We start from the raw sequence: 22,529 nt of genomic DNA on the forward strand, positions 1-22,529 counted from the left end.
AAATATGGCGCGCCCGAGAGGATTCGAACCTCTGACCTCTGCCTCCGGAGGGCAGCGCTCTATCCAGCTGAGCTACGGGCGCATTCGAAACGGCGGATTGCTCATCAATTTCGAGTGCGCAATCTTACGTGCGCCGGGGGCTTCTGTCCAGCCCCTCTCGGCAACTGAGTGTTCAGACCTTCGGCAGTTTCTGTTCCGGAGTGATGCTGACCAGATCCGCCTCGTTGCTGAAGGTGACTTCGCCATCCTGTATCGACACCTGGAAAGTCATTGAGCGTTCCACCAAGCGCGCCAGCGCGGCGGTGCTTTCTGCGGGTAGATCGACGATGGTCAGGTTGCCAAATCGTTCCAGCTTGTTATTGTGTTTGTCCCACCACACGGGCACGGCCCGGCCGCCGTAGGTATAGAGAATGACTTGCTGTGAGCGGTTGCAGGCTTTGCGAACACGATCTTCGTCTGGCAGGCCCAGCTCTATCCAGAGTTCGATGTCATCGGTCAGGGATTTCTCCCACAGCTCCGGTTCGTCGTCAGAGCTCAAACCTTTGGTGAACTCAAGGGAATCTGAGGCGTTCAGGGCAAAGGCGAGCAGCCGGATCATCATGCGCTCGTCGTTTTCCGACGGGTGGCGGGCAATGGTCAGGTGGTGGTCGGCGTAGTAGTGCCGGTCCATATCCGCGATATGGAGTGTGGCTTTGAAAATGGTGGCTTTCAGTGCCATTGAGAGTCCTGTGGTGTCGTTAGCAGGGCATTAGTGTAGAGCAATTTTGACGGGGCAGGGCAGAGCAGCATGGTGATCTTGCGAGGTTTTCTGGTTCTGGTGGTTTTTTTTCTGCTTGGCGAAGCGGTTCGGGTGCTGGCTGGCCTGCCGATCAGTGGCGGTGTTCTGGGTATGGTGATGGCAACCCTGACCCTGATGGTGCGGGGCCGGGTGAGCAACGAACTGGCCGCTGCCAGCCAGGGCCTGATTTCCGTTCTGGTGCTGCTGATCACTCCCGGGGTGGTGGGTGTGTTCTTCATTGTTGACCAGTTTGCCGGGCACTGGGCCACGGTGGTGGTGGCTCTGGTTATCGGCACCTTGCTAAGCGTGCTCACCACCTTGCTGCTGATGAAGAAAGTTGCGGGGCAGAGCGAGGAGGGTAACGGCCATGGTTGATCAGCCCGAGCTGCTTACTGCCTTGATGTCGGTCTGGACCGCCGGCCCCATGCTGTCCATCGCCCTGACCCTGGGTGCCTTTATCGCCGCGCAATGGTTGTTTACCTACCTCAAGCGGCCACTGTGGATGCCGCCGGTGATGATTGCGGCGCTGATGCTGGCTGCCGTCGTTGCCCTGACAGGTCTGGGCTTTGAGCGCTATGAACAGGGTGCTCGTTGGCTGACCATTCTGTTGGGGCCGGCCACCGTGGCGTTGGGTATTCCATTGTATCAACAGATGCATCACATTCGGGCGTTGTGGCGCCCGATTCTGGTGACTCTGCCGTTGGCCGCCAGCCTGGCGGCGGCCTATGCCTTAGGCATTGCCTGGATGATGGGTGCAACACCGGAAGTGCTTGCCTCCCTGGCGCCCAAATCTGTCACGGCGCCTATTGCCATGGGTATTACCGAGGAACTGGGTGGTTCGGTGTCATTGACCCTGGGTGGTCTGTTGATTACGGGCGTGCTGGCGTCGCTGTTTGTGGACTGGTGTGCCCGGTGGCTCAAGATTACTGACGACCGGATTATCGGCTTTGCCCTCGGCCTTAACGGCCACGCCATCGGCACCGCCAGAGCGTTTGAGATCAGCCACACCGCAGGTGCTTTTGCCTCATTAGGCATGGGGCTGACCGGAGTGTTCACGGCGCTGTTCTTGCCGTTGGCTTTTCTGCTGCTCTGATACAAAATGTTGTGTAGATTCTGCACAAAAGGTTGCAATCCGTTTTCTTAATGATAATAATTACCACTAACGTTCCATGGTTGGTGAGAGCCTCTTATGTACGTGTGCCTTTGCGCTGGCGTAACAGACAGAGAAATCCGCAAAGCAGCGGATAACGGCATTAACTCCATGCGTCAGCTGGGTGAAGAGCTGGGTGTGGGGCGGCAGTGTGGCCGGTGCGCCTGTACCGCCCGGGAAATCCTCAAGGAAGCCCGCTCCCCGGATTACATGGCGCTCGCTAATAGGCTCGCCCAGCCCGCCTAATCTTGCGATCGTGTCGGATGGCGCATAGACCGCTCACTGAGTCTGCTTCGCATCCGACATTTTTTATCGCTGCCAAACCGGCTATCCTGATTAACTGACGAAGAAACAAAGCAAGGATTCCGGTTATGAAAGGCGATAAAAAGGTTATTCAGTTCCTCAATAAAGTACTGGCCAATGAGCTGACGGCCATCAATCAGTACTTCCTGCATTCACGCATGTACAAGGATTGGGGCATTGCTAAACTGGCCGCCAAAGAGTACGAAGAGTCCATCGACGAAATGAAGCATGCCGATCAGCTGATCGAACGCATTCTTTTTCTCGAAGGGCTGCCCAATCTGCAGGATCTCAATAAGCTGATGATTGGTGAGAACGTTCAGGAGATGATCGAGTGCGACCTCAAACTCGAGCATCTTGCCCATACCGATCTGAAAGACGCCGTGATCTATTGTGAACAGGTGCAGGATTTCACCAGCCGCGAACTGTTTCGCAGTATTCTCGATAGCGAAGAAGAACACATCGACTGGCTCGAAACCCAACTGGAAATGATTTCCCAGATGGGCATTCAGAACTACATCCAGCTTCAATCCTCTGCTGCGGAGTAAATACAGACAATGGACCTGTCCTGTTTTAAAGCTTATGACCTTCGTGGTCGGGTACCCGATCAGCTCAACCCTGGCCTGGCCGAGAAAATCGGGCGAGCCTATGTGGCCATAACTGGCGCGAAGAAAGTCATTGTCGGTTATGACATTCGGCTTTCCAGTCCGGAAATTACCGACGCGCTCAGCTCTGGCCTGATGGCTGCAGGCGCAGACGTTTATGACATAGGTTTGTGTGGGACCGAACAGGTCTATTTTGCCACCAGTCATTACGGCATGGACGGCGGTATTATGGTGACCGCCAGCCACAATCCGAAAGATCATAACGGCATGAAAATGGTGGGCCCCGAGTCCCGACCGATCAGTTCGGATAACGGGCTGAATGATATTCGTGACCGAGTGCTGGAGCCTTTTGCCGATGCTCCGGAGCAAGGCCGGTATGAGACCCTGGAGGTGATGAGCGCCTACATTGATCATTTGTTGGGTTATGTTGATGCTGCGAGCCTGAAGCCCCTGAGCATCGTCTGTAACGCCGGTAACGGTGGCGCTGGCCTGGTGATCGATGAGATCGAGCAGCATCTGCCGTTCGAGTTCATCAAACTTCACCACCAGGCCGATGGCCATTTCCCCAACGGCGTGCCTAATCCGATCCTTCAGGAAAACCGCCAGGTAACCGCAGATGCGGTCATTGAGCACGGCGCTGCCATGGGTATTGCCTGGGACGGTGACTACGATCGCTGCTTCTTCTTTGATGAAAACGGACGCTTTATCGAAGGCTATTACATCGTCGGCTTGCTGGCGGACCAGTTCCTGAGAAAAACCGGCGGTGGCAAGGTTATCCACGACCCGCGACTGATCTGGAACACGATAGAACTGGTTGAAGCCGCCGGCGGCCAAGCCATCGAAAGCAAAACCGGCCACGCGTTCATCAAGCAGAGAATGCGAGATGAAGATGCCGTATACGGCGGCGAAATGAGCGCCCACCACTACTTCCGCGATTTTGCCTACTGCGACAGCGGCATGATTCCCTGGCTGCTGATTGCTGAGCGCTTGTGCCAGTCCGGCCAGACCTTGTCGTCGTTAATCGACGCCAGAATCGAAGCCTACCCGGCCAGCGGCGAAATTAACCGCACCATTAATGATCCCCCCAAAGTGATTGCTGCCATCGAAGCCAAATACACCGTTGGCGCCAAAGCCGTCAGCCACGTGGATGGCCTGAGCGTAGAATTTGACAGCTGGCGCTTCAACCTGCGGATGTCCAACACCGAACCGGTGGTTCGCCTGAACGTAGAATCCCGGGGCGATATACCCTTGATGGAAGCGAAAACCAAAGAGTTGTTGGCTGAAATGGAAAGGCTGGACATCCAGTAGCGTGCACGGAGCCAGGGTGTGGAGTAGCTACCACGCCCTGGCCTGACTCCAAAACTAAAGCCAGTTGTTCAGCATAATGCCAACGCCAAACCGTTGAATCCGCTCGTTGTAGTCAATCAGGCTCTCCCCGTACCCATTGTAATACTGAACAAAACCCTTCAGCGTATCGCCCATAGGAAAGCTGTACCCGAACTCCACCGACGACTTGTTATCTGAGCGCAAATTGTTCAAAAGCTTCAGGGAAAACGTTCGGTTATCCGTCAGCTTATAAACCGCGTGGTAACTGGCATGGCCCAGATACCGGGTGATATCGGCATTATCATCGTCGCCACTGCTTTCCGGCAGCCGATACCAGGGGTTCACCATAAATAGCCAGCGGTCATAACTGTAAGCGGCGGTACCCATAATCCGGTTCCAGCTGCGGGAACGAGGTTCAGACTGACCATTGGACTGATGATTAAGCCCCAAAGACACCGCACTCAGGGTACCCGGCCCCCAGTCCCAGTTCAGGCGCTGGCGGACGAAAATCTCCGGCTCATAATTGGTCTCCCGGAACGGCGCGGAGTCCTTGGTGTTGTACACCTGCCAGAAAGACTGTTGCGTGTAGCCAAACCAGAGCGTGGTGCGGTTATCGAAAATGCCAGTCAGCAGAGGTACCTTGAAACTAATCTGATATTTAGCCTCTTCATTCTCCAGCTTATAGTCGTACCCGGCCAGCCCCAGCCTTGGGCTATTGGGCCCGGCGTTTGGACTGTCCACATAGGTAAGCGGGAGAATGTAGTTCGGTCGATGAGTGAGAAAGCCCCCGGAGAACGAAAAAATGGCTTTCTCCGCCACCAGGTAATTGTCGATCATCGCGGCGACGACGCCACTATCAGCGGCGTCGTCCAGATCGCCTTCAGCGACTACCTCTTGCGCAGTGCCATTGGCCACCAGGGCGTCGGCGTCTTGCTCTGCCTGTTCCAGGGAGTCTTCGTCTGCGCTTGCCCTGGCTGCCTGCGGGTCGGTTTGGGCGTCATAGCAGGCCAGGCGCTGAATGCCGTCTTGGATCAATGCACAATTAATAGCGCCATCGTTTTCCGTGGAGAGCTCCCGGGGCGAAGCTGACACGTTAGCCGCGATCAGGCTCAGGGCCAAGACAATGCCGGGGGCAGCAGGTTGATATCTTTTCATTAAGACCTCTCAGGTTGCGCCGGTCATGCTCATCCAGGTGTTGGCGATGCTGTATATCCAGATGCCGAGCAGGCTCAGGGCTAACAAGGCAAAGATCAGCTTGTGCCGGGGCTTACCTTCGTCACCGGCCGATGCCACCCAGCGCAGGTACATCAGGCCGATAAAGCTCAGAAACACGCCCAGGCTGGCAACCGCAGGTAACAGTAACCAGGCTGGATTGAGCGGATTCTCAGCCGTGGATTGATTGCCGAGCCAAGCCATTGAGACCAACAACACAGCGAGGCTGGAAAACTCTGTGATCAATAATGGTTTACGCAGCGGGTGCGGATTATTTTCGGGCATGAGGCTCCCTGATCTGGCGTTGATAATAGGAAAAAACACAGTTAACGGGTATGGTACCCGTAAATGTCATTGGATCGGTTATAGCCTACGAAACTGTCACCAAAATGGTTGAAATCATATTCTGTTTCTGGCGTTTGGTTTTTTTGCGGGGGCTCAATCGCTATAATGCTGCGACCGAAAGATTATAACGCCCAAATGTGAGGTGCATTGTGAAGATGAAGAGAGTCCTGGCTGTTGTTTTGCTTGGTTTAGGCCTGGCCGCCGGTGCCGCACTGGCAAGTGTTGAAGATGAGATTCGTAGCCGTATTCAGCCCGTAGGCACTGTATGCCTGCAGGGTGACGAGTGTGGCGATGCTGCCGCTGCCCCGGCGTCTGCCAGCTCCGGTCCTCGCTCTGGAAGCGAAGTTTACGATGCCGCCTGTATGGCTTGCCATACCACCGGCGCGGCGGGTGCTCCGGTCATTGGTAATGCGGGTCAGTGGGCGTCTCGTATCGACAAGGGCATGGATACCCTGATTGATCACGCCATTAACGGCTTCAATGCCATGCCGGCCAAGGGCGGTTGTGCCAGCTGCTCCGATGAAGAAATTGTTGCTGCCATCGAGCACATCATCGATCAAAGCCAGTAATCGCTGGCTTGCTCGTTTAAAAAAACAGCCCCTTTCGGGGCTGTTTTTTTTGGGCCGAATTAATGGTGCCCGTTGGTTGATAATGACTGGAAGGTCAAGCGGCCCCGGACGTACGCCTTTGCTCCTGCATTGGTGGACACCGGAATGCGCCAGTTGCCCTCGCCGCCATCAATGCTCAAACGAGGGTCAATCCAGCCAAAGCTGGGGGTTGATGACAATCTCACCCAAGAATCGTTATCGTCGCCCGGCTCGATACCTGTTCTGAATTCACTCAGGCTCGGCCAGTCCACGCTGGCTCTGTTCGCCATCACGCCTTCCCGGTTGAATCTGAGAAGCGGTCTGCCCTCAGAGTCCTCGACGATCAGGCTCTCGCTGCCCCGATAGGTCATCATTATGCCCGGCTGAGGCGCATCGAGGATGATGGCAGACAACCCGGAGATGACCGGTAAATGGCTGATGCTGGCTTGTACAATCCGGGTTGGCGCGTTGTCGACTTCAACCGCACCGTGAGCCAGAACCTGTGCGGGTAACCCGTTCATCAGTGCCAGGGCTATACCCATTCCCACGCCCAGGGCGGGGCTATGTATCGATCTACTGGTAATCATGCTCGACTCCCTCATATATCCTCAGCCATTGCCAGATTGAGCAGATCGTTATCGAGCCCGGTCATTGTTTTGTCACCAACGCACTCCAGGTTGTCATTGATAATAGCGATGGGAGCGGACACGGACGGCACCCAGCCTTCGCCAGTCGACTTGCTGACAAACAGCATGTACTGGCCGGCGGGTACCACACTCTGCTTATGGGGCATTTCCAGTTGTAGGTTGCGGCCGTTACGTGCTTTTACCGGCAGTTCTATCGCCCGTTGGTCACCATCGATCAGGTGCGTCATCACGGTTCTGCGGATCAGCAGAACCTTGTCAATGTCTTCGGCCTGATCCACTTGAATGCTAAACCGGTCACCCACTCGCAACTCACCCGGCGCAGAGAGTATTCTGGGGCGATCGTTACGCATGGCATAGGGCGGTGTGTAGATCTCGAAACTGGGATCCCGGCCGTCGTTTGGAGCCAGGCCAAAGTCCTCAAGGCTGATGTGCGACAGGTACGCAGTATTGATTGGTGCGTGGCCGCCAATCATTACCCGGCCGTCGGCCATCAGAACGGCGGTGTTGTGGTAGGTCCGAGGGCGATGACCGCTGGCCATTTCAGTCCAGGTTTCCGTTTCCGGGTCAAACCGCTCTGCGGTCATAATGGCGCCTTCCAATCCGGGCAGTACTACACCATCCCGGTTGCCGCCACTGAACACCATCACGCTGCCGTCTGGCATGACTACATTGGTGCCGTACCAGCGGGGCTGGTTGAGCGGCATGGTCAGGCGGGATTCGTATTCGATCCGGTCGCCCTTGGTCTCAATGCGATCAATCCGACTCTGGTCGGTGGGCAGATACCCGCCTGGGCTGGTCAGCAGGGCATAGCTTGGCACACCACCGGCGGTCAGCAGCTCAACATCATTGTACTCGCCGTTTTCATCCGGTTTCAGTGGCAGCATGGTGGAGGAGGTTGAACCACGCATCCCGCCACCAATGGCACGGGTCAGAGTGTCAGCGTTTAGCAGTGACTCGTCCGGGCTTGTCAGCAGATCGGTAATGGAGGTGACAAGGCCTTCCGTGCCAGACAGTAGATCCTCGGCAAACAGCGCGAGTTGTTCTTCGTTAAGGTTAGTCAGGTTAAGCGTACTGGCAAGCTGGCCCAGCCCCACCTCATCCAGTCTCAGCGGTAAGCCGGCGTAACCGATGTCGTTCCAGCGCTGAGTGGTGGGGTCGAAGGTGGCCACAATGTTCCAGAGCGCCTGGTCATAACCCTGTCCGAAGGGATTGAAGGCCTGGCCGCCGGCATTGTAAAGCACATGCCCATTGGGGAGCAGGTGCAGGCGTGGGTAAAGCGGCAGAGACCGATCTGCGGTGCTGGGATTCTGGCTCCAGACGCCGGTGCAGGGGTTGAAGGTTTCCGTTTGTACCACGTTACGTCCCGAGTTGACGGGATTTTCGGGATAGACTGGCTTTAGCAGTTTGGTAACGCCGCTGGCGACAAAGATCTTGCTGTCGGGCAGTGTCACCAGAGAGGGATACCAGCGTCCGAAGTTCATGTCTCCGGTTTGTCGCCAGGTATTGGTGGCAGGGTCAAATATCCGGGAGTTCTTGATACCTTCCAGTTCAGCAACCCCCAGCGGCAGCCCGTCAATGCCCGGCTCGGAATAATAGTCCGTGCCACCGACCGCCATGACACTGCCATCGGCCAGTCCGATCACATCGGAACAGAACAAGGCGCCATCATTCCGGTTGGTATTATCAGCGGTATCCAGCAAGCCATCCAGCGGGGTACCGCCAAGCAATGTCTCGCTGTCATTGCCGTCCGGGTTGGCTCCGCCGCGCAAAGGGGTTGGTTTCAACCAAGCCGGGGTATCGTTGTCCCCCAGTGAGAGCACACGGGTTTGATCATTAACAGATACCTCGCCGAATTCGGCAACAATGGAAAGCTCCACATTTTCCGTGCCTTCCAGCGCATTGAGGTACAGCAGCCGATCATCTGGCAATAACGCAAGAGTGCCCGCCGCCGGCTTGCACTCTTGTAGTCCGTCCGCCGTCGTCACGCATTTTTCACCGGTTTCAACAATCTCGCCGTCAACTACAATGGTGGGCTCAGCAAAGGGGGCGCTGAATGCGCCCAGGGGCGAATAGTTCTCCTGAAGTGCCGGCCCGGAGTTGGCCGCTTGCGGTGCGTTGCTTGATACCGCTGGTGATTGAGGGGCTGCGGCCGTCTCGGCGGTATCTGAGTCGTCACCGCCGCCCCCGCAGGCTGAAAGATAGGCCGCACCCACCAGAATGGGGATGCCTCGGTATAAGCCGAATTTTGTTCGATTCATCGTATGCTCCCTTATGTTATTTTTGTTTAGCATGAAGTGGTCTATGCGACCACTAGACAGTCATACGAAGAGTAGCAGAAAAAGTTTCAAAAAATGTAAAATGTAATATTGTCAGGCAATGTTATGCGCCAAGGTCCCCCAGCAAAGCACTGAGGGTAGCCTTGCCTTTCTTCTGGTTAGCCTCTTTGTCCTGGTCCCCCATGCCTTCCCACTTGACATCGTCTTCTGGTAACTCATCCAGAAACCGGCTGGGAATGGTTTCCAGCTTCTCGCCGTACTGCTTGCGCGAGGCCGCGTAGGTCAATGATAAGGTTTCCCGTGCTCGGGTAATGCCCACGTACATCAGCCGGCGCTCTTCCTCGATGTTGCCTTCTTCAATGCTGTTGCGGTGCGGCAGGATTTCTTCTTCCAGACCCATAATGAAGACGTGGGGAAATTCCAGGCCCTTGGAGGCATGCAGCGTCAGCAGCTGAACCTTGTCGCTATCGTCCTCTTCTTCGCGCTGCTCCATCATGTCCCGCAGGATCAGTTTGGCGATGGTGTCTTCGATGCCCAGCTCGTCCGCGGTGCCTTTGCCATCGTCCAGCATGCGCTGGATCGATTCCACCAGGTACCAGATGTTTTCCATCCGCCGTTCCGCCTGTTTCGGGCTGCCGGAGTGCTGGTGCAGGTACTCGTCGTATTCGATGTCGGTGAACAGCTGCTTGATGACTGGCACAGGGTCTTCAGTAAACAGCCGCTCACAGGTTTTGTCGACCCAATGGGCGAACCGGCGCAGGCGGTCCAGGCCTTTCTCGGTAACGTGGGTCTCGGCACCCATATCACTCAGCGCCCGGAACAAACTGACGTTGCGCGAGCGGGCGTAGTGGCTCAGCTGCTCCAGTGTGCGTGGGCCAATCTCCCTACGGGGTACGTTGACGACCCGCAAAAAGGCAGCGTCGTCATCCGGGTTGATCATCAGGCGCAGGTACGACATGGCGTCTTTGATTTCGCTCTTGGAAAAAAACGACTGACCGCCGGAAATCCGGTAGGGAATCTGGTATGCCTGCAGTTTCATCTCCAGCAGGCGGGCCTGATGGTTGCCCCGGTAGAGTACGGCAAAGTCTTTGAACTCAAGGCCGTTCTTGAGCTTCTGGTCCAGAATCTCCGAGGCCACCCGCTCGGTCTCGGCGTCTTCGTTGCGGCAGCGGATGATGCGGATTTCTTCACCAATGGTGTGATCACTCCACAGCGCTTTCTCGAACACGTGGGGGTTGTTGGCGATGACGGTGTTGGCGCAGCGCAGAATACGACTGGTGGAACGGTAGTTCTGCTCCAGTTTGACGATCTTCAGGCTAGGGAAGTCTTCTTTCAATTGAGCCAGGTTTTCTGGCCGAGCGCCGCGCCAGGCGTAAATCGACTGGTCGTCGTCGCCGACCACGGTGAAGGCGGCTCGCTCCGCGACCAGCTGTTTGACCAGCTCGTACTGGCACACGTTGGTGTCCTGGTATTCATCCACCAACAAGTAACGGATCTTCTTGCGCCACTTGATCAGTACTTCCGGGTTGTCCCGGAACAGTTGCACTGGCAGCAGGATCAGGTCGTCAAAGTCGACCGCGTTGTAGGCTTTCAGGTATTCCTTGTAATGCTTGTAGACGATGGCGATGCGCTGCTCGCGCTCGTCCGCCGCCTTGCTGTAGGCCTCGGTCGGACTGCGCATGGCGTTTTTCCAGGACGAGATGGTCATCTGAACGTCGTTCAGCTCGTCGCCGGCATCGGCACTGGCTTCGCGCATCATCAGGTCCTGCAGCAGGGCTTTGGCATCTTCGGCATCAAAAATGGAAAAACCCGGGTGGTAGCCCAGGTGCACATGTTCTTCCCGGATGATGTTGAGGCCGAGGTTGTGGAAGGTGGAGACGATCAGGCCCCGGGCCTTGCCCCGGTCGACAATCCGGCTTACCCGTTCTTTCATCTCCCGGGCGGCCTTGTTGGTGAAGGTCAGGGCGGCAATGTGCCGGCCCGGAATGCCCAGCTCTTCGATCAGATAGGCGATTTTCTGGGTGATGACGCTGGTTTTGCCACTGCCCGCCCCGGCCAGGACCAGCAAGGGGCCGTCAGCGTAGCGTACTGCTTCACGTTGTCTGGGGTTGAGCTTGTTCACGTTTTAGAGGCCAGCCAGGGGAACCAAGGGCGCATTTGTGCGTCTGGCTATTCTACACCAGCCGGTCTTTCTGTACCTTGGGGATCTATCAGCTATGCTTTCTCTAATGGATGTCGATTATGACTGACTCATGGACCTTGCTCGATGACACTGCCTCCAGACACTAGGCCTGACCGCCTTCGCCTGCTGATGCTGACCCCGGAATATGCGGATTTTCTGTGGCTTTGCGCCTTGCTGGACGACGATCCGGAAATCAGCTCGGACGCCATCTGGTGCCCGGATCTGGTGGATTGTGATGATCTGATCCGTAACGCCAGCTTTGATGTCATCGTTTGGGATTGCATTTTTCATGGCGGTGATGAGTCAGCGTTCCTTCAGTACCTCGCCGTCGCCAGTGAAGACAAGCCCGTGCTGGCTTTGAGTGCGGAGCCGTGTGGCGAGCGTAGCACTGTCTTGAGCCGCAACGGCGCGGCGGATTACCTGTGCCGGCAGAACCTGGATCGCTGGAGCTTCTGCCGAGCGGTCAAGTATCTGTGGTATCGGGAGCAGCTGTCTGAGTCGGCCCATGGCCAGCTTGGCCGAGAGGTTGCTACCGGGTTTATCAACCGGGATCTGTTTTTTGATCGTTTGCAGCAGGCTTTGTTACGGGCCGAACGAGCCGGGCACCGACTGGCGCTGTTGCATCTGAATGTGGATGACTTTCGCAATATCAATGAGTCTTTCGGATATCAGCGGAGCGATCAGCTGATGTTCCGGTTGGCCGAGCGCCTGCGTCAAAAGCTGCGCCGGGTTGACTCGTTGATGCGCATTGGTGGCGACGAGTTGGCGGTCATTGTTGAAAAAGTAGAAGACTCTCTCGACATCACGCAGATTATTCGCAAGGTCGTGTTGGCGCTTGATGAACCGCTAACGCTGGACGGCAAAAGCGTGGTGATCAGCGCTAGCCTGGGCGTGGCCACGTATCCCGAAGCTGGTGACAGCCCGGAAGAACTGCTCAGGCGGGCTAACCGTGCCATGTTTGAGGCCAAGCGTGATGCCGGTACCAGCTATCGTTTTTATGACAGGCAACTGCATATTTCAGCCGGCTACCAGCTTCGCTTGGAAGCCGACTTGCGCAATGCCCTGCGTGGCAAAGAGCTTGAACTCTATTACCAGCCCAGGATCGATCTGGCGACGGAGGAAGTTCGAGGGGTCGAGTGCCTGCTGCGCTGGCATCACCCGGAGCGTGGGTTGGTCGGGCCCGACGAGTTCATCCCTGTGGCCGAGCGAAGCGGGCTGATCGTGCCAATCGGCTACTGGGTGATTGAGCAGGCCTGCAAGCGCCTTCAGGAAAGCGCTGAGATGGGTTTTGCCGGGTTGGTCTTTGCGGTCAATCTGTCGTTTCGTCAGTTTCACGATCGCAAAATGACCGAAACCATCTTCCGAATCATCTTCAACGCCAACGTCGATACCAGTCTGTTGGAATTGGAGTTGACCGAAAGCGCGATGATGCATGATCCGGAATACGCCCAACGCTGTCTGCGCGAGCTTAGCCAGCTGGGCATCAGTTTTGCGCTGGACGATTTCGGTACGGGTTTCTCGTCTCTGAGTAACTTGCAACATTTGCCCATCTCGCTGGTCAAGATTGATAAATCTTTCGTTCAGGATCTGGGCAAGTCGGCCGATGCCGAGCACATTATCCGGGCCATCATCAGTCTGGCGCACAGTCTTCAGATCAGCGTGGTTGCCGAGGGTGTTGAAACCGAGAGCCAGCTTGAATTCCTGCGACAGCAACACTGCGATGAAATCCAGGGCTATTACTTTGCCCGCCCCATGCCCTGGGACGATCTGGTGAAATTCATGAACCGCCGAAACCAGTCTGCTTGCCTGCAGCAGTAAGCCGCTGTACCTTTGCGCATTAATTCCGAACGCGAAAACACACAGAGGTTGCATGAACAGTATCTCCCGGCGCATTGCCGATGAACTTGGCGTACGCGAGCAACAGGTTAATGCCACCGTCGCCTTGCTGGATGAAGGCTCCACCGTTCCGTTTATTGCCCGTTATCGGAAAGAAGTCACCGGATCGCTGGATGACAGCCAACTGCGAACCCTCGAAGAACGCCTGCGCTACCTGCGCGAACTGGAAGATCGCCGTGGCACGATCCTCAACAGCATTGAGGAGCAAGGTAAGCTGACGGATGAACTGCGTGCCGCCATTAATGAGGCGGACACCAAGAATCGTCTGGAAGATCTGTACCTGCCCTATAAGCCCAAGCGTCGAACCAAAGCCCAAATCGCACGAGAAGCAGGCCTGGAGCCACTGGCGGACGGGCTGTTCCAGGACCCGACGCAAAATCCGGAAATCACCGCTGCAGAGTACATCAATCCGGAGGCCGGTATTGAAGATGCCAAAGCTGCGCTTGATGGCGCCCGTTACATTCTGATGGAGCGTTTTGCGGAAGACGCCGAGTTGCTGGGCTCGCTCAGGGACTTCATCTGGCAGCAAGGCCAGCTGAAGGTCTCCGTAGTTGACGGCAAAGAGACCGAAGGCGCCAAGTTCAGAGACTATTTTGAGCACATCGAGCCATTGAAAAAGCTGCCTTCGCATAGGGCGCTTGCAATTCTGCGCGGCCGTAATGAAGGTGTACTGACCTATACCATCGTGGTTGGAGACGGGGAAGAGGATCGTCGCCAGCCGCACCCGGCAGAACACCGTATTGCGGCTCGCTGGAACATTCGTGACAACGGTCGGGCGGCGGACAAATGGCTGTCAGACGTGGTGCGCTGGACCTGGCGGGTCAAGTTGTCTACCCAGATTGAAACCGACTTGATGTCGCAGGTGCGCGAAGCAGCGGAAGCCGAGGCCATCAATGTGTTTGCCGCAAACCTGAAAGATTTGCTGCTGTTGGCCCCGGCGGGGCCAAGGCCAACGCTGGGTCTGGACCCGGGTCTTCGTACCGGTGTAAAAGTCGCGATTATCGATGGTACCGGGCAGGTGGTAGATCACGGTGCAATCTATCCGCATGCGCCGAAGAACCAGTGGGATCGCGCCATCGAGCAAATGGCAGTCTGGTGCCGCAAGTACAAGATCGAACTGGTGGCCATTGGCAACGGCACGGCCTCCCGTGAAACCGAAAAGTTGATCGCTGATCTGAGCAAGCGCTACCCGGAACTGAAGTTGGCCCGGATTGTGGTCAGCGAGTCGGGCGCGTCTATTTATTCGGCGTCAGAGTTCGCCTCTCGTGAGCTGCCGGACCTGGATGTGACCATTCGAGGCGCGGTTTCCATTGCCCGTCGCCTGCAAGATCCGTTGGCGGAATTGGTGAAGATCGAGCCCAAATCCATAGGCGTTGGCCAGTACCAACACGATGTTTCCCAGGTACAGTTGTCCCGTAGTCTGGATGCGGTCGTGGAAGATTGCGTGAACGGTGTTGGTGTGGATCTGAACACGGCATCGGTGCCGCTGCTGGCCAGGGTGTCTGGGTTGAATCAGAGCATTGCCCAGAACATTGTCGACTTCCGAAGCCAGAACGGCATGTTCAAGAACCGTAAGCAGCTGTTGAAAGTGTCCCGCCTGGGTGACCGAACCTTCGAGCAGGCCGCCGGTTTCTTGCGGATTGCCAGCGGAGAAAATCCGCTGGATCGTTCCTCTGTGCACCCAGAAGCCTACGGTGTGGTGGAGGCGATTGCCGAACGCAATGGCCGCAAGGTCGATAATATCGTAGGGGATTCGTCTTTCCTGCGTAGCCTCAATCCGCAGGATTACGTTACCGAACAGTTCGGTTTGCCCACCATTAAGGACATCATCTCTGAGCTGGAGAAGCCTGGCCGAGATCCGCGACCGGAGTTCCGTTTTGCCAGCTTTGAAGAAGGCGTGGAAACCCTGAAGGATCTCAAACAGGGTATGGTGCTGGAAGGCTCCGTCACCAACGTGACCAATTTCGGCGCCTTTGTGGACATTGGCGTGCACCAGGATGGTTTGGTGCATATCTCGGCGCTGTCCCATACTTTTGTCAAAGACCCGCGCGAAGTCGTCAAGGCAGGTGATATTGTTAAGGTTAAAGTCATGGAGGTAGACATTCCCCGTAAACGGATTGCCCTGACCATGCGAATGGATGACCAGCCAGGTGCGGAAACCTCAGCCAAATCCACCAGAGGTGGTGATCGATCCGGTGACAAATCCGGCGGCCGGTCCTCCGCTCGCAAGCCTCAGGGAGGTCAGGCTGAACAGGGTGCCATGGCCGGCGCTCTGGCCCAGGCGCTCGCCTCGGCCCGCAAGAGTGGCCGTTAACACCACTTCATTGATCCAATGGCGGCTGCCCTCCTGAGGGGTGGCCGCACCCACAGGAGCTCATCATGGCAGAATCCCGCCACTCCCTGTTTCACCAGTTTACGGCCACCGATTGGGATGGTTTTCTCAAGGGCGTGGAAAAAGAAGGTCTGCGCGCCGACCCCAACGGATTTATTGCCCAGACACCGCACCCGGGTGCGCTGGGCTCGGCGCTGACCCATCCGCGCATCACCACCGATTACTCGGAAGCCTTGCTGGAGCTGATCACCCCGGTGTTCAGCTCCACTGAGGCGATGCTGGCCTCGCTGCGCGATACCCACCGGTTTGTGCAGCAAAACCTGGGCGATGAAGTGTTCTGGGCCGCAAGCATGCCTTGCGAAATCGATGGTGATCAAAGTATTCCGATCGCCAACTATGGCAGTTCCAACATTGGCCAGCTCAAACACGTGTACCGGCATGGGCTGGCGGTGCGTTATGGCCGCATCATGCAGAGCATCGCAGGCGCTCACTACAATCTGTCGTTGCCGGACAGCTTCTGGGGCAAATGGCAGCAAGTGACGGGTAATCAGGAGGCGCTCAAGGATTTCAAATCAGATCAGTACTTCTGGTTGATCCGAAATTTCCGCCGACGCAGTTGGTTGCTGATGTTGCTGTTCGGCGCCTCGCCGGCGCTGGATGCCAGTTTTGTGGCCGGCATGAAGCACGACTTGCGCCGGTTTGATGACCAAACCTGGTTTGGCCAGTATGCAACGTCTTTGCGCATGGGCGATCTGGGCTATCACAACAACGCCCAGGCATCCCTTAACATCTGTTTCAATGAGCTCGACACTTATACCCGAACACTGGATAAAGCCATACACACCAACTGGCCGGCCTATGAACGCATCGGTACCTGCCGTGACGGTGAATTTATCCAGATCAACACCAATGTGTTGCAAATAGAGAACGAGTACTACAGCGCTGTGCGGCCAAAGCGCACCACCGGGCCGGGGGAAAAGCCGATACAGGCCCTGGATGCCCGGGGCGTGGAGTACATCGAAGTGCGTTGCCTGGATCTTGACCCGTTCTCGCCCGTGGGCGTTAACCGGGCGCAGATCGATTTTCTGGATCTGTTTTTACTGGATTGCTTGCTGACGGACTCGCCTCGCATAGGCGACGAGGAGTGTCAGCGGCTGGATGACAATTACAAAGACGTGGTGGCATCGGGTCGCTGGCAGGAGCTGCACCTGTGCAAGGGTGGTGAACGCATGCCTGTCGGCCCGGCTGCGCGAGAACTGCTTGATCACTTGCAGCCTCTGGCGGAATTGCTCGACGGATGGGGTCAGGATAACACCTACCGCTCGGCCCTGGCTGCGCAGCGTGAGAAGCTTCAAGGTAATGACTGGTCAGTGCCCTCGGCTCGGGTACTGGATGCCATGAACGGTGCCGGCCTCGGACATAGAGACTGGGTGCTGGAGATTTCCCGGCAACATCAGGCTGCCCTCAACAAAGAGGCGCTGGCACCGCAAGTTCTGGCGGATTACCAGGCCATGACTGAGCGCTCCCTGGCGGAGCAAAAAGCGCAAGAAGAGGCCGATACGGGCTCGTTCGGTGAGTTTCTTGAGCAGTACCTGCGGGCCTGAGCGGTCTTTGCGTCACAGCGTTAAAGGGGCGTAACGCACAGAAACCGGATAACGGATTGCCTGAGCCCAGCCCCGGGCTTAGCGCTGTACCACAAACTCGGTGAATAACACGTCTGCAATACGTTCGCCGGTTTGTTGTTCCGTCAGCGCGGCATTGATGCGCTCGGCGGCTGCTTCCCTCAACGCTTGCTGACCCTGTTGGGTAGTGAGTTGATCCACGTTGGTTTGCTCCCCGAACAGCATAACAAGCTCATGGCGCAATCTGGGCATATGAGCAACCAGCGCAGGCCGGGTGGACTCCCGAGAGGCGCGCATGGTTACTGCAGCTTTCAGGTAGACCACCTGATTGCCCGGCTCACCCACGTGGGTCACAAAGGCCGGCTCCATCTCAATGTAATCCGTTATTCCGCGCTCTTCAGGTTCGTCCTCGGCAAACGCAGGCCCGGCCACCAATGCGTAAATAGTAAGTAACAGCACTAGCACGGTATTTCGTTTAAAGATCATAGGCGCGAAGTTCTTCATAGGTTAGGATTGGCGTCATCAACCTACATGATGATTCCGGGGTATCGATTTGACAAGCAGATGGGTGTTTGGTGCTGTTTTTCTGGTGTGCGCAGCGCTACTGGCGGTGGCATTCTACATGGAGCATGTCATGGGGTTGGCGCCTTGCCCTTTGTGCTGGCTGCAGCGTTTTGGCTTTATGGGGGCAGGACTGGTTGGCCTGGTGGCCTTTTTGCATGGTCCTCGGGGCTTTGGCAATCGCATTTATGGTTTTCTGTTGGTGGTGACTGCCGGCGCTGGTTTGGGCATTGCCGGCCGGCAACTCTGGTTACAAAGCCTGCCCGAGGGTCAGGTGCCTGCCTGCGGTCCATCGGTGGATTACATGCTTGAAGTGCTGCCCTGGTTTGACGTTTTGCAAACAGCGCTGAGGGGCACCGGGGATTGTGCTGAAGTGATGTGGCGTTTTCTGGGGCTGAGTATTCCCGGCTGGACCGCCGTGTTTTTTACGCTGGTTATCTTGGTGGGCCTTGTTATGATGTTCCGGCGGTATCAGCCGAAAAGCTGGCTGCAGGGCTGAAACGGTTGCGGGCCACCGTTGCCTTGGGGTAACTTGATGCTGCCATGACGACGATTCAGAACATGGCGATTAACCGGGCGGACTGACTGAGGGGAGATCAACGCCATGTTGGAGAATTGCAGGAACGCCAGGGAGCGTTGGGGCGGAGTCAGTGAATTGATAGACCGCTGGTTGAAAGAGCGACAGGAGCTATTGGTGCACTACTGTGAGCTGTCGGGCGAGAGCGATTTTTCACAGACAGAAGTTCTGCAAGAAAAATGCGTTCGTTTTTGCGAAGTGCTGGTGGATTACGTGTCGGCCGGGCATTTTGAAGTATACGAGCAGCTGATTCAGGAAGCCCGGGAGTTTAATGACGGGGGGCTGGAGCTGGCGGCGAAAGTGTATCCCCGGATAGAGCAGACCACCGAAGTGGCCTTGAATTTTAACGACCGACTGGACGGCCGTATTCTGACCGAAGCAGAGTTGAGAGCGTTGTTCGGTGAGCTCTCAAAGCTCGGAGAGATTCTGGAAGGCCGCTTTGAAATGGAAGACTTTTTGATTGAGCATCTGCACAACGCCCACGCAGGTAAAATGGCTTCCGCCTGATCTGGCAAACCTGCCCCTCATAAAAAAACCGGCCTGATAACTCAGGCCGGTTTTTTTGTTTTCGGGCACCTGCTATTACTGGTTGTCCGGGTTAACTGCCAGTAGCTCTACATCAAAAATCAGGGTTTCATTGGGGCCAATAGCCTGATTGCCACCCGGGCCATAGGCCAGGTCAGATGGGATATAGAGCTTGTAACGGGCGCCTTCGCTCATCAGCTGCAAGCCTTCAGTCCAGCCCGGAATGACCTGGTTCAGGCCAAACGTAACGGGTTGGCCTCGCTCACGGGAGCTGTCAAAGACTTCTCCGGTAATCAGCTCGCCGGTGTAGTGCACTTGCACCCGATCTTGAGCGGTCGGGTTGGTGCCATCGCCTTCTTCAATCACCTCGAATTGAAGGCCGGACTCCGTGGTTTCTACACCCTCACGCTCAGCGTTCTGGGCCAGGAAGGCTTGGCCGGCTTCCTGGTTCTGGCTGGCCAGACTTTCATATTGCTGTTCCTGTTGCTGCTCCAGCTCTTGCTGGTAGGCCATCAACGCTTCCTGGATTTCTTCACGGCTCAGGCGCTTGCCTTGCTCGTCGCCCGCGTGGCCATGCTGAATGCCCTGGAGGAACTGCTCCATCTGCAGGTCAGGCAGATCGTTGCCCATACGCTCACCCAGTACCAGGCCCATGCCATAGCTGACTCTTTCCGGTGTTGTGTCCAGCGCAGGATCATTTGCGGAGTCCTGAGCGGTGGAGCAACCAGCAATAAGGCCGGTCATGGCAACGGCTAACAACGTCTTCTTCATGGTTTCATCCTTTGCGCGTAGAGCAGAGCTGTGAGGCTCCTATGGATTGTGCAAAAAGAGAAAGGTAACGGGTTCGGCAGCAGGATGCCACTGAAACTGTGGTAAGGGTGTGACGGGGTTGGCTTCAGATGCCGTTGTCTCCGGCCATTGGGTTCAGAGAAAAGGGTGCCTGGTAAGGCGACCGCCAATCGTTTTCGGCATCGGTTCTGCGTTCCTGGCGTAGACTCTTGCCCGGGCGTTCAATGGCCAGAGCATTCCAGGGGCCCTGAGCGGGAGGCTGGTCTGCATAGTGCCAGTTGCCTTCTGTATCTTGCCACTTGAAAACGATCTCCGGACCTTCGGTGGGAATCGGGGTGGGCAACAGGCCTTCGAAGGGCGGGATGTCGTCGCGCTTATCCGATTTTTCGACCGCCGGCTCAGACACTTTGGTTGGATCGCCCAAGCCGAAGAAAATCAACAGCAGTAGCAGCCCAAGAGCGGGAAAAGAAATGCGTATAAGCCACTTCATCATCATGGCAGCGAGGCTCCTTCCATGGCGTTAGCCATCATCAGGGAAAGGGTTGCCAGTCGTTCAGTTTCTTCGGGTTCCCGAAGCGGTCCTGCAGCCCGTAAATTCTGCAGGATGGCGGTGTTGCGATCGAGCATGTTGCCAGTCTCCGGGTGTTTAAGTGTCAGTGTGTGCCAGGCCAGCGCCAGCTCGGTTTTTTCGGCCTGCAACTCGGCTCTGGCAAGTTCATTCCGGAGATCATGACTGTCATGATGGTGCCTGGGAATGGATTTGCGGGCCGAGCGAATCTGACCGGTTACACGGGCTCGCCACTCTGTTACCTTAGCGTCCTCAACGCCGGTGAACGCGCGTCCGTTCACGCCCAGCCAGCCAGCACACAGAAGGCGAGTCACGCTCCAGCCTTGTGCCTGCAGGTCAAGGCAGATCCTGGCCAATTGCGGATTTTGCCAACAGGCCAGTGCATAACGCCAGAGAGGGTTGTCCGGTTCCATGTTTGCTGGCAGAGCGATCGGTTCTGTCTGCGGAACGGTCATGGTAGGGCGCTTCCCTGGCTGAAATCCATGGATAAAATACGTTTATGCTAACGATAACCGATCTCAGTTTACAACGAGGCGGCGTCTGGTTACTAGAGAACGTCAGTCTCACCGTGCAGCCTGGCCAGCGGGTGGCCATTGTCGGCGCCAATGGTGCCGGTAAATCCAGCCTGTTTCAGCTCTTATTGGGCCAGCTTGCGCCGGAGCAAGGTGCGGTCTCCCTGCCGGGGGGCTGCCGGATTGCGCATATGGCTCAGGAAGTCGCGGCCAGCTCAAGGTCGGCGCGGGATTTCGTGCTGGATGGCGATTTCGAGCTCCGGCGCATGGAGCGTGACCTGGCCGACGCAGAGGCCAGGGATGACCACCATGCCATTGCCCGATTGCACGGCGAGCTGGATATTCACGAGGCCTGGTCTGCATCGCGGCGGGCAGAGGCGCTGCTGCGAGGCCTTGGATTCGTCGACAGCGATGCCGAGCGGCCAGTGTCTGCGTTCTCCGGCGGATGGCGTATTCGCCTGAACCTGGCTCAGGCATTGATGCGCCCGTCGGATTTGCTATTGCTGGACGAGCCCACCAACCACCTGGATCTTGACGCCTGTCTGTGGCTGGAAAACTGGCTGCGCAAATACCCCGGTACTCTGCTGTTTATCTCTCACGATCGCGACTTCATGGATCGGGTGGCTACCCACCTGGTGCATTTTGATCAGAAAAAGCTGGAGCTCTATACCGGTAACTACTCGGCCTTCGAGGTGCAGCGCAGTGAAAGGTTAGCCCAGCAGCAATCCAGTTTTGAGCGTCAGCAGGCCCGGATCGCTGAAATTCAGCGTTTTATCGACCGATTTAAGGCAAAAGCCACCAAAGCTCGACAGGCTCAGAGCCGGGTTAAAGCCCTTGAACGCATGGAACGTATCGCCCCGGCCCATGTGGACTCGCCGTTCAGCTTTGAATTTCCGATGGCCGATAAAGTCTCCAACCCATTGCTGTCGATTCGCCATGGCACCGCTGGTCACGGTGATGCTGCGATCCTCAAAAATATCAATGTCACCCTTTTGCCTGGTTCTCGTATTGGCCTGCTCGGCCCGAACGGGGCAGGCAAGTCGACGTTTATGGATGCCTTGCGCGGCACCGGCACGTTGCTGGCCGGCGAACGGACCTGTGGCGAACATTTGGCCATCGGCTACTTCGCCCAACATCAGTTGGAATCACTGGACCTGGATGCTAGCCCGTTTCTGCATTTGCAGAGGCTCGCGCCGGGTGCATCCGAACAGAAAGTGCGGAACTTTTTGGGTGGCTTCGATTTTCACGGCGACGAAGCGCTCAGCCCGATCCGCTCGTTTTCTGGCGGTGAGAAGGCCCGGGTAGCGTTGGCGGTGATTGCCTGGCAGAAGCCCAACCTGCTGCTGTTGGATGAGCCTACTAACCATCTGGACCTGGAAATGCGCCAGGCTTTGACCATGGCGTTGCAGAATTTTGAGGGTGCTTTGGTAGTGGTGTCTCACGATCGCCACTTGCTGCGCAACACGGTGGATGAATTCTGGTTGGTGTCAGACGGTGCGGTACAGGAATACGAGGGCGACCTGGAAGACTACGAACGCTGGCTGGCTGACCGAAGAAAAGACGACGATGAACCGCCCAAGCGCCAGGTGATGGACGATTCCGGCGCGGCGAAAGTCGCCACCGCTGGCGCTGCGTTGACCGCAGATGAACGTAAAGCCCGGAAGCGTCAGGAAGCGGAAGTGCGACAAAAGCTGAGCCCGTGGCGAAAAAAACAGAGTGCGCTGGAGTCGCGTATGGAC

22 protein-coding genes and 1 tRNA gene are annotated in these 22,529 nt (G+C 56.6%); 12 read left to right on the forward strand and 11 right to left on the reverse strand.

Annotated features, from left to right (window positions below):
• Positions 1-5: 5 nt before the first annotated feature.
• Positions 6-82 (reverse strand) — tRNA-Arg (locus tag IBX51_RS10305).
• 90 nt (positions 83-172) lie between these two features.
• Complete coding sequence (locus IBX51_RS10310; protein WP_291831134.1) at positions 173-718, reverse strand: YaeQ family protein; 546 nt, start codon at positions 716-718, stop codon at positions 173-175.
• 69 nt (positions 719-787) lie between these two features.
• On the opposite strand from IBX51_RS10310, the gene IBX51_RS10315 reads away from it, so the two are divergent.
• From IBX51_RS10315 to IBX51_RS10335, 5 genes are all read left to right on the forward strand, one after another.
• Positions 788-1,153 carry a CidA/LrgA family protein gene (locus IBX51_RS10315; RefSeq protein WP_291831135.1) on the forward strand — a complete coding sequence of 122 codons (366 nt, stop codon included), beginning with the start codon at positions 788-790 and terminating at the stop codon, positions 1,151-1,153.
• On the forward strand, positions 1,146-1,871 hold the full coding sequence (locus IBX51_RS10320) for an LrgB family protein (protein ID WP_291831136.1): 726 nt from the start codon (positions 1,146-1,148) through the stop codon (positions 1,869-1,871). Before IBX51_RS10315 ends, IBX51_RS10320 begins: the two co-directional genes overlap by 8 nt.
• 96 nt (positions 1,872-1,967) lie before the next feature.
• Positions 1,968-2,174 (forward strand): bacterioferritin-associated ferredoxin, encoded by a 207-nt coding sequence (locus IBX51_RS10325; RefSeq protein ID WP_291831137.1) that lies wholly within the window; start codon positions 1,968-1,970, stop codon positions 2,172-2,174.
• A 125-nt stretch (positions 2,175-2,299) separates the two neighbouring features.
• Complete coding sequence (bfr, locus tag IBX51_RS10330) at positions 2,300-2,776, forward strand: bacterioferritin (protein ID WP_291831138.1); 477 nt, start codon at positions 2,300-2,302, stop codon at positions 2,774-2,776.
• Between the two features lie 9 nt (positions 2,777-2,785).
• On the forward strand, positions 2,786-4,141 hold the full coding sequence (locus tag IBX51_RS10335) for a phosphomannomutase (protein WP_291831139.1): 1,356 nt from the start codon (positions 2,786-2,788) through the stop codon (positions 4,139-4,141).
• A gap of 54 nt (positions 4,142-4,195) precedes the next feature.
• Here the strand turns inward: IBX51_RS10335 and IBX51_RS10340 are convergent, their stop codons facing one another.
• Both IBX51_RS10340 and IBX51_RS10345 read right to left on the reverse strand, forming a co-directional pair.
• Positions 4,196-5,314 (reverse strand): phospholipase A, encoded by a 1,119-nt coding sequence (locus IBX51_RS10340; RefSeq protein WP_291831140.1) that lies wholly within the window; start codon positions 5,312-5,314, stop codon positions 4,196-4,198.
• 9 nt (positions 5,315-5,323) lie between these two features.
• Positions 5,324-5,656, reverse strand: coding sequence for a hypothetical protein (locus IBX51_RS10345; RefSeq protein WP_291831142.1), 333 nt, complete (start codon positions 5,654-5,656; stop codon positions 5,324-5,326).
• A 215-nt stretch (positions 5,657-5,871) separates the two neighbouring features.
• Between IBX51_RS10345 and IBX51_RS10350 the strand changes: the two genes are divergently transcribed.
• Positions 5,872-6,285, forward strand: coding sequence for a c-type cytochrome (locus IBX51_RS10350; RefSeq protein WP_291831143.1), 414 nt, complete (start codon positions 5,872-5,874; stop codon positions 6,283-6,285).
• Positions 6,286-6,344: 59 nt separating this feature from the next.
• On the opposite strand, the gene IBX51_RS10355 is transcribed toward IBX51_RS10350, so the two are convergent.
• From IBX51_RS10355 to rep, 3 genes are all read right to left on the reverse strand, one after another.
• The gene (locus tag IBX51_RS10355) at positions 6,345-6,890 is read right to left on the reverse strand and encodes a hypothetical protein (RefSeq protein WP_291831144.1); all 546 of its coding nucleotides are present in this window, start codon (positions 6,888-6,890) and stop codon (positions 6,345-6,347) included.
• A gap of 11 nt (positions 6,891-6,901) precedes the next feature.
• Positions 6,902-9,208, reverse strand: coding sequence for a galactose oxidase-like domain-containing protein (locus IBX51_RS10360; protein ID WP_291831145.1), 2,307 nt, complete (start codon positions 9,206-9,208; stop codon positions 6,902-6,904).
• A 121-nt stretch (positions 9,209-9,329) separates the two neighbouring features.
• Positions 9,330-11,348: a DNA helicase Rep gene (gene rep, locus IBX51_RS10365; protein ID WP_291831146.1), complete on the reverse strand. Its 2,019-nt coding sequence runs from the start codon at positions 11,346-11,348 to the stop codon at positions 9,330-9,332.
• Positions 11,349-11,492: 144 nt separating this feature from the next.
• Between rep and IBX51_RS10370 the strand changes: the two genes are divergently transcribed.
• From IBX51_RS10370 to gshA, 3 genes are all read left to right on the forward strand, one after another.
• Complete coding sequence (locus IBX51_RS10370; RefSeq protein WP_291831147.1) at positions 11,493-13,226, forward strand: bifunctional diguanylate cyclase/phosphodiesterase; 1,734 nt, start codon at positions 11,493-11,495, stop codon at positions 13,224-13,226.
• Positions 13,227-13,278: 52 nt separating this feature from the next.
• On the forward strand, positions 13,279-15,618 hold the full coding sequence (locus IBX51_RS10375) for a Tex family protein (protein ID WP_291831148.1): 2,340 nt from the start codon (positions 13,279-13,281) through the stop codon (positions 15,616-15,618).
• 65 nt (positions 15,619-15,683) lie between these two features.
• Positions 15,684-17,240 carry a glutamate--cysteine ligase gene (gene gshA / locus IBX51_RS10380; RefSeq protein WP_291831149.1) on the forward strand — a complete coding sequence of 519 codons (1,557 nt, stop codon included), beginning with the start codon at positions 15,684-15,686 and terminating at the stop codon, positions 17,238-17,240.
• Positions 17,241-17,318: 78 nt separating this feature from the next.
• On the opposite strand, the gene fliL is transcribed toward gshA, so the two are convergent.
• On the reverse strand, positions 17,319-17,744 hold the full coding sequence (gene fliL / locus IBX51_RS10385) for a flagellar basal body-associated protein FliL (RefSeq protein ID WP_291831150.1): 426 nt from the start codon (positions 17,742-17,744) through the stop codon (positions 17,319-17,321).
• 67 nt (positions 17,745-17,811) lie between these two features.
• Between fliL and IBX51_RS10390 the strand changes: the two genes are divergently transcribed.
• Positions 17,812-18,318 carry a disulfide bond formation protein B gene (locus tag IBX51_RS10390; protein ID WP_291831151.1) on the forward strand — a complete coding sequence of 169 codons (507 nt, stop codon included), beginning with the start codon at positions 17,812-17,814 and terminating at the stop codon, positions 18,316-18,318.
• A gap of 105 nt (positions 18,319-18,423) precedes the next feature.
• Entirely contained in the window at positions 18,424-18,903 is a 480-nt protein-coding gene (gene rsd / locus IBX51_RS10395; RefSeq protein WP_291831152.1) for a sigma D regulator, read from the forward strand.
• Positions 18,904-18,978: 75 nt separating this feature from the next.
• Here the strand turns inward: rsd and IBX51_RS10400 are convergent, their stop codons facing one another.
• From IBX51_RS10400 to IBX51_RS10410, 3 genes are all read right to left on the reverse strand, one after another.
• A complete protein-coding gene (locus tag IBX51_RS10400) occupies positions 18,979-19,692 on the reverse strand; it encodes an FKBP-type peptidyl-prolyl cis-trans isomerase (protein WP_291831153.1) in 714 nt (237 codons plus the stop codon).
• 124 nt (positions 19,693-19,816) lie between these two features.
• Positions 19,817-20,206 carry a DUF4124 domain-containing protein gene (locus IBX51_RS10405; RefSeq protein ID WP_291831154.1) on the reverse strand — a complete coding sequence of 130 codons (390 nt, stop codon included), beginning with the start codon at positions 20,204-20,206 and terminating at the stop codon, positions 19,817-19,819.
• Positions 20,203-20,733 (reverse strand): DUF2390 domain-containing protein, encoded by a 531-nt coding sequence (locus tag IBX51_RS10410; RefSeq protein WP_291831155.1) that lies wholly within the window; start codon positions 20,731-20,733, stop codon positions 20,203-20,205. The genes IBX51_RS10405 and IBX51_RS10410 overlap by 4 nt, the downstream gene beginning before the upstream one ends.
• Positions 20,734-20,777: 44 nt before the next feature.
• Between IBX51_RS10410 and IBX51_RS10415 the strand changes: the two genes are divergently transcribed.
• On the forward strand, positions 20,778-22,529 hold a 1,752-nt coding region (locus tag IBX51_RS10415; protein WP_291831156.1), incomplete at its 3' end, for an ABC-F family ATP-binding cassette domain-containing protein.

The sequence above is a fragment of the Marinobacter sp. genome, from assembly GCF_014859525.1.
Taxonomy (GTDB): Bacteria; Pseudomonadota; Gammaproteobacteria; order Pseudomonadales; family Oleiphilaceae; genus Marinobacter.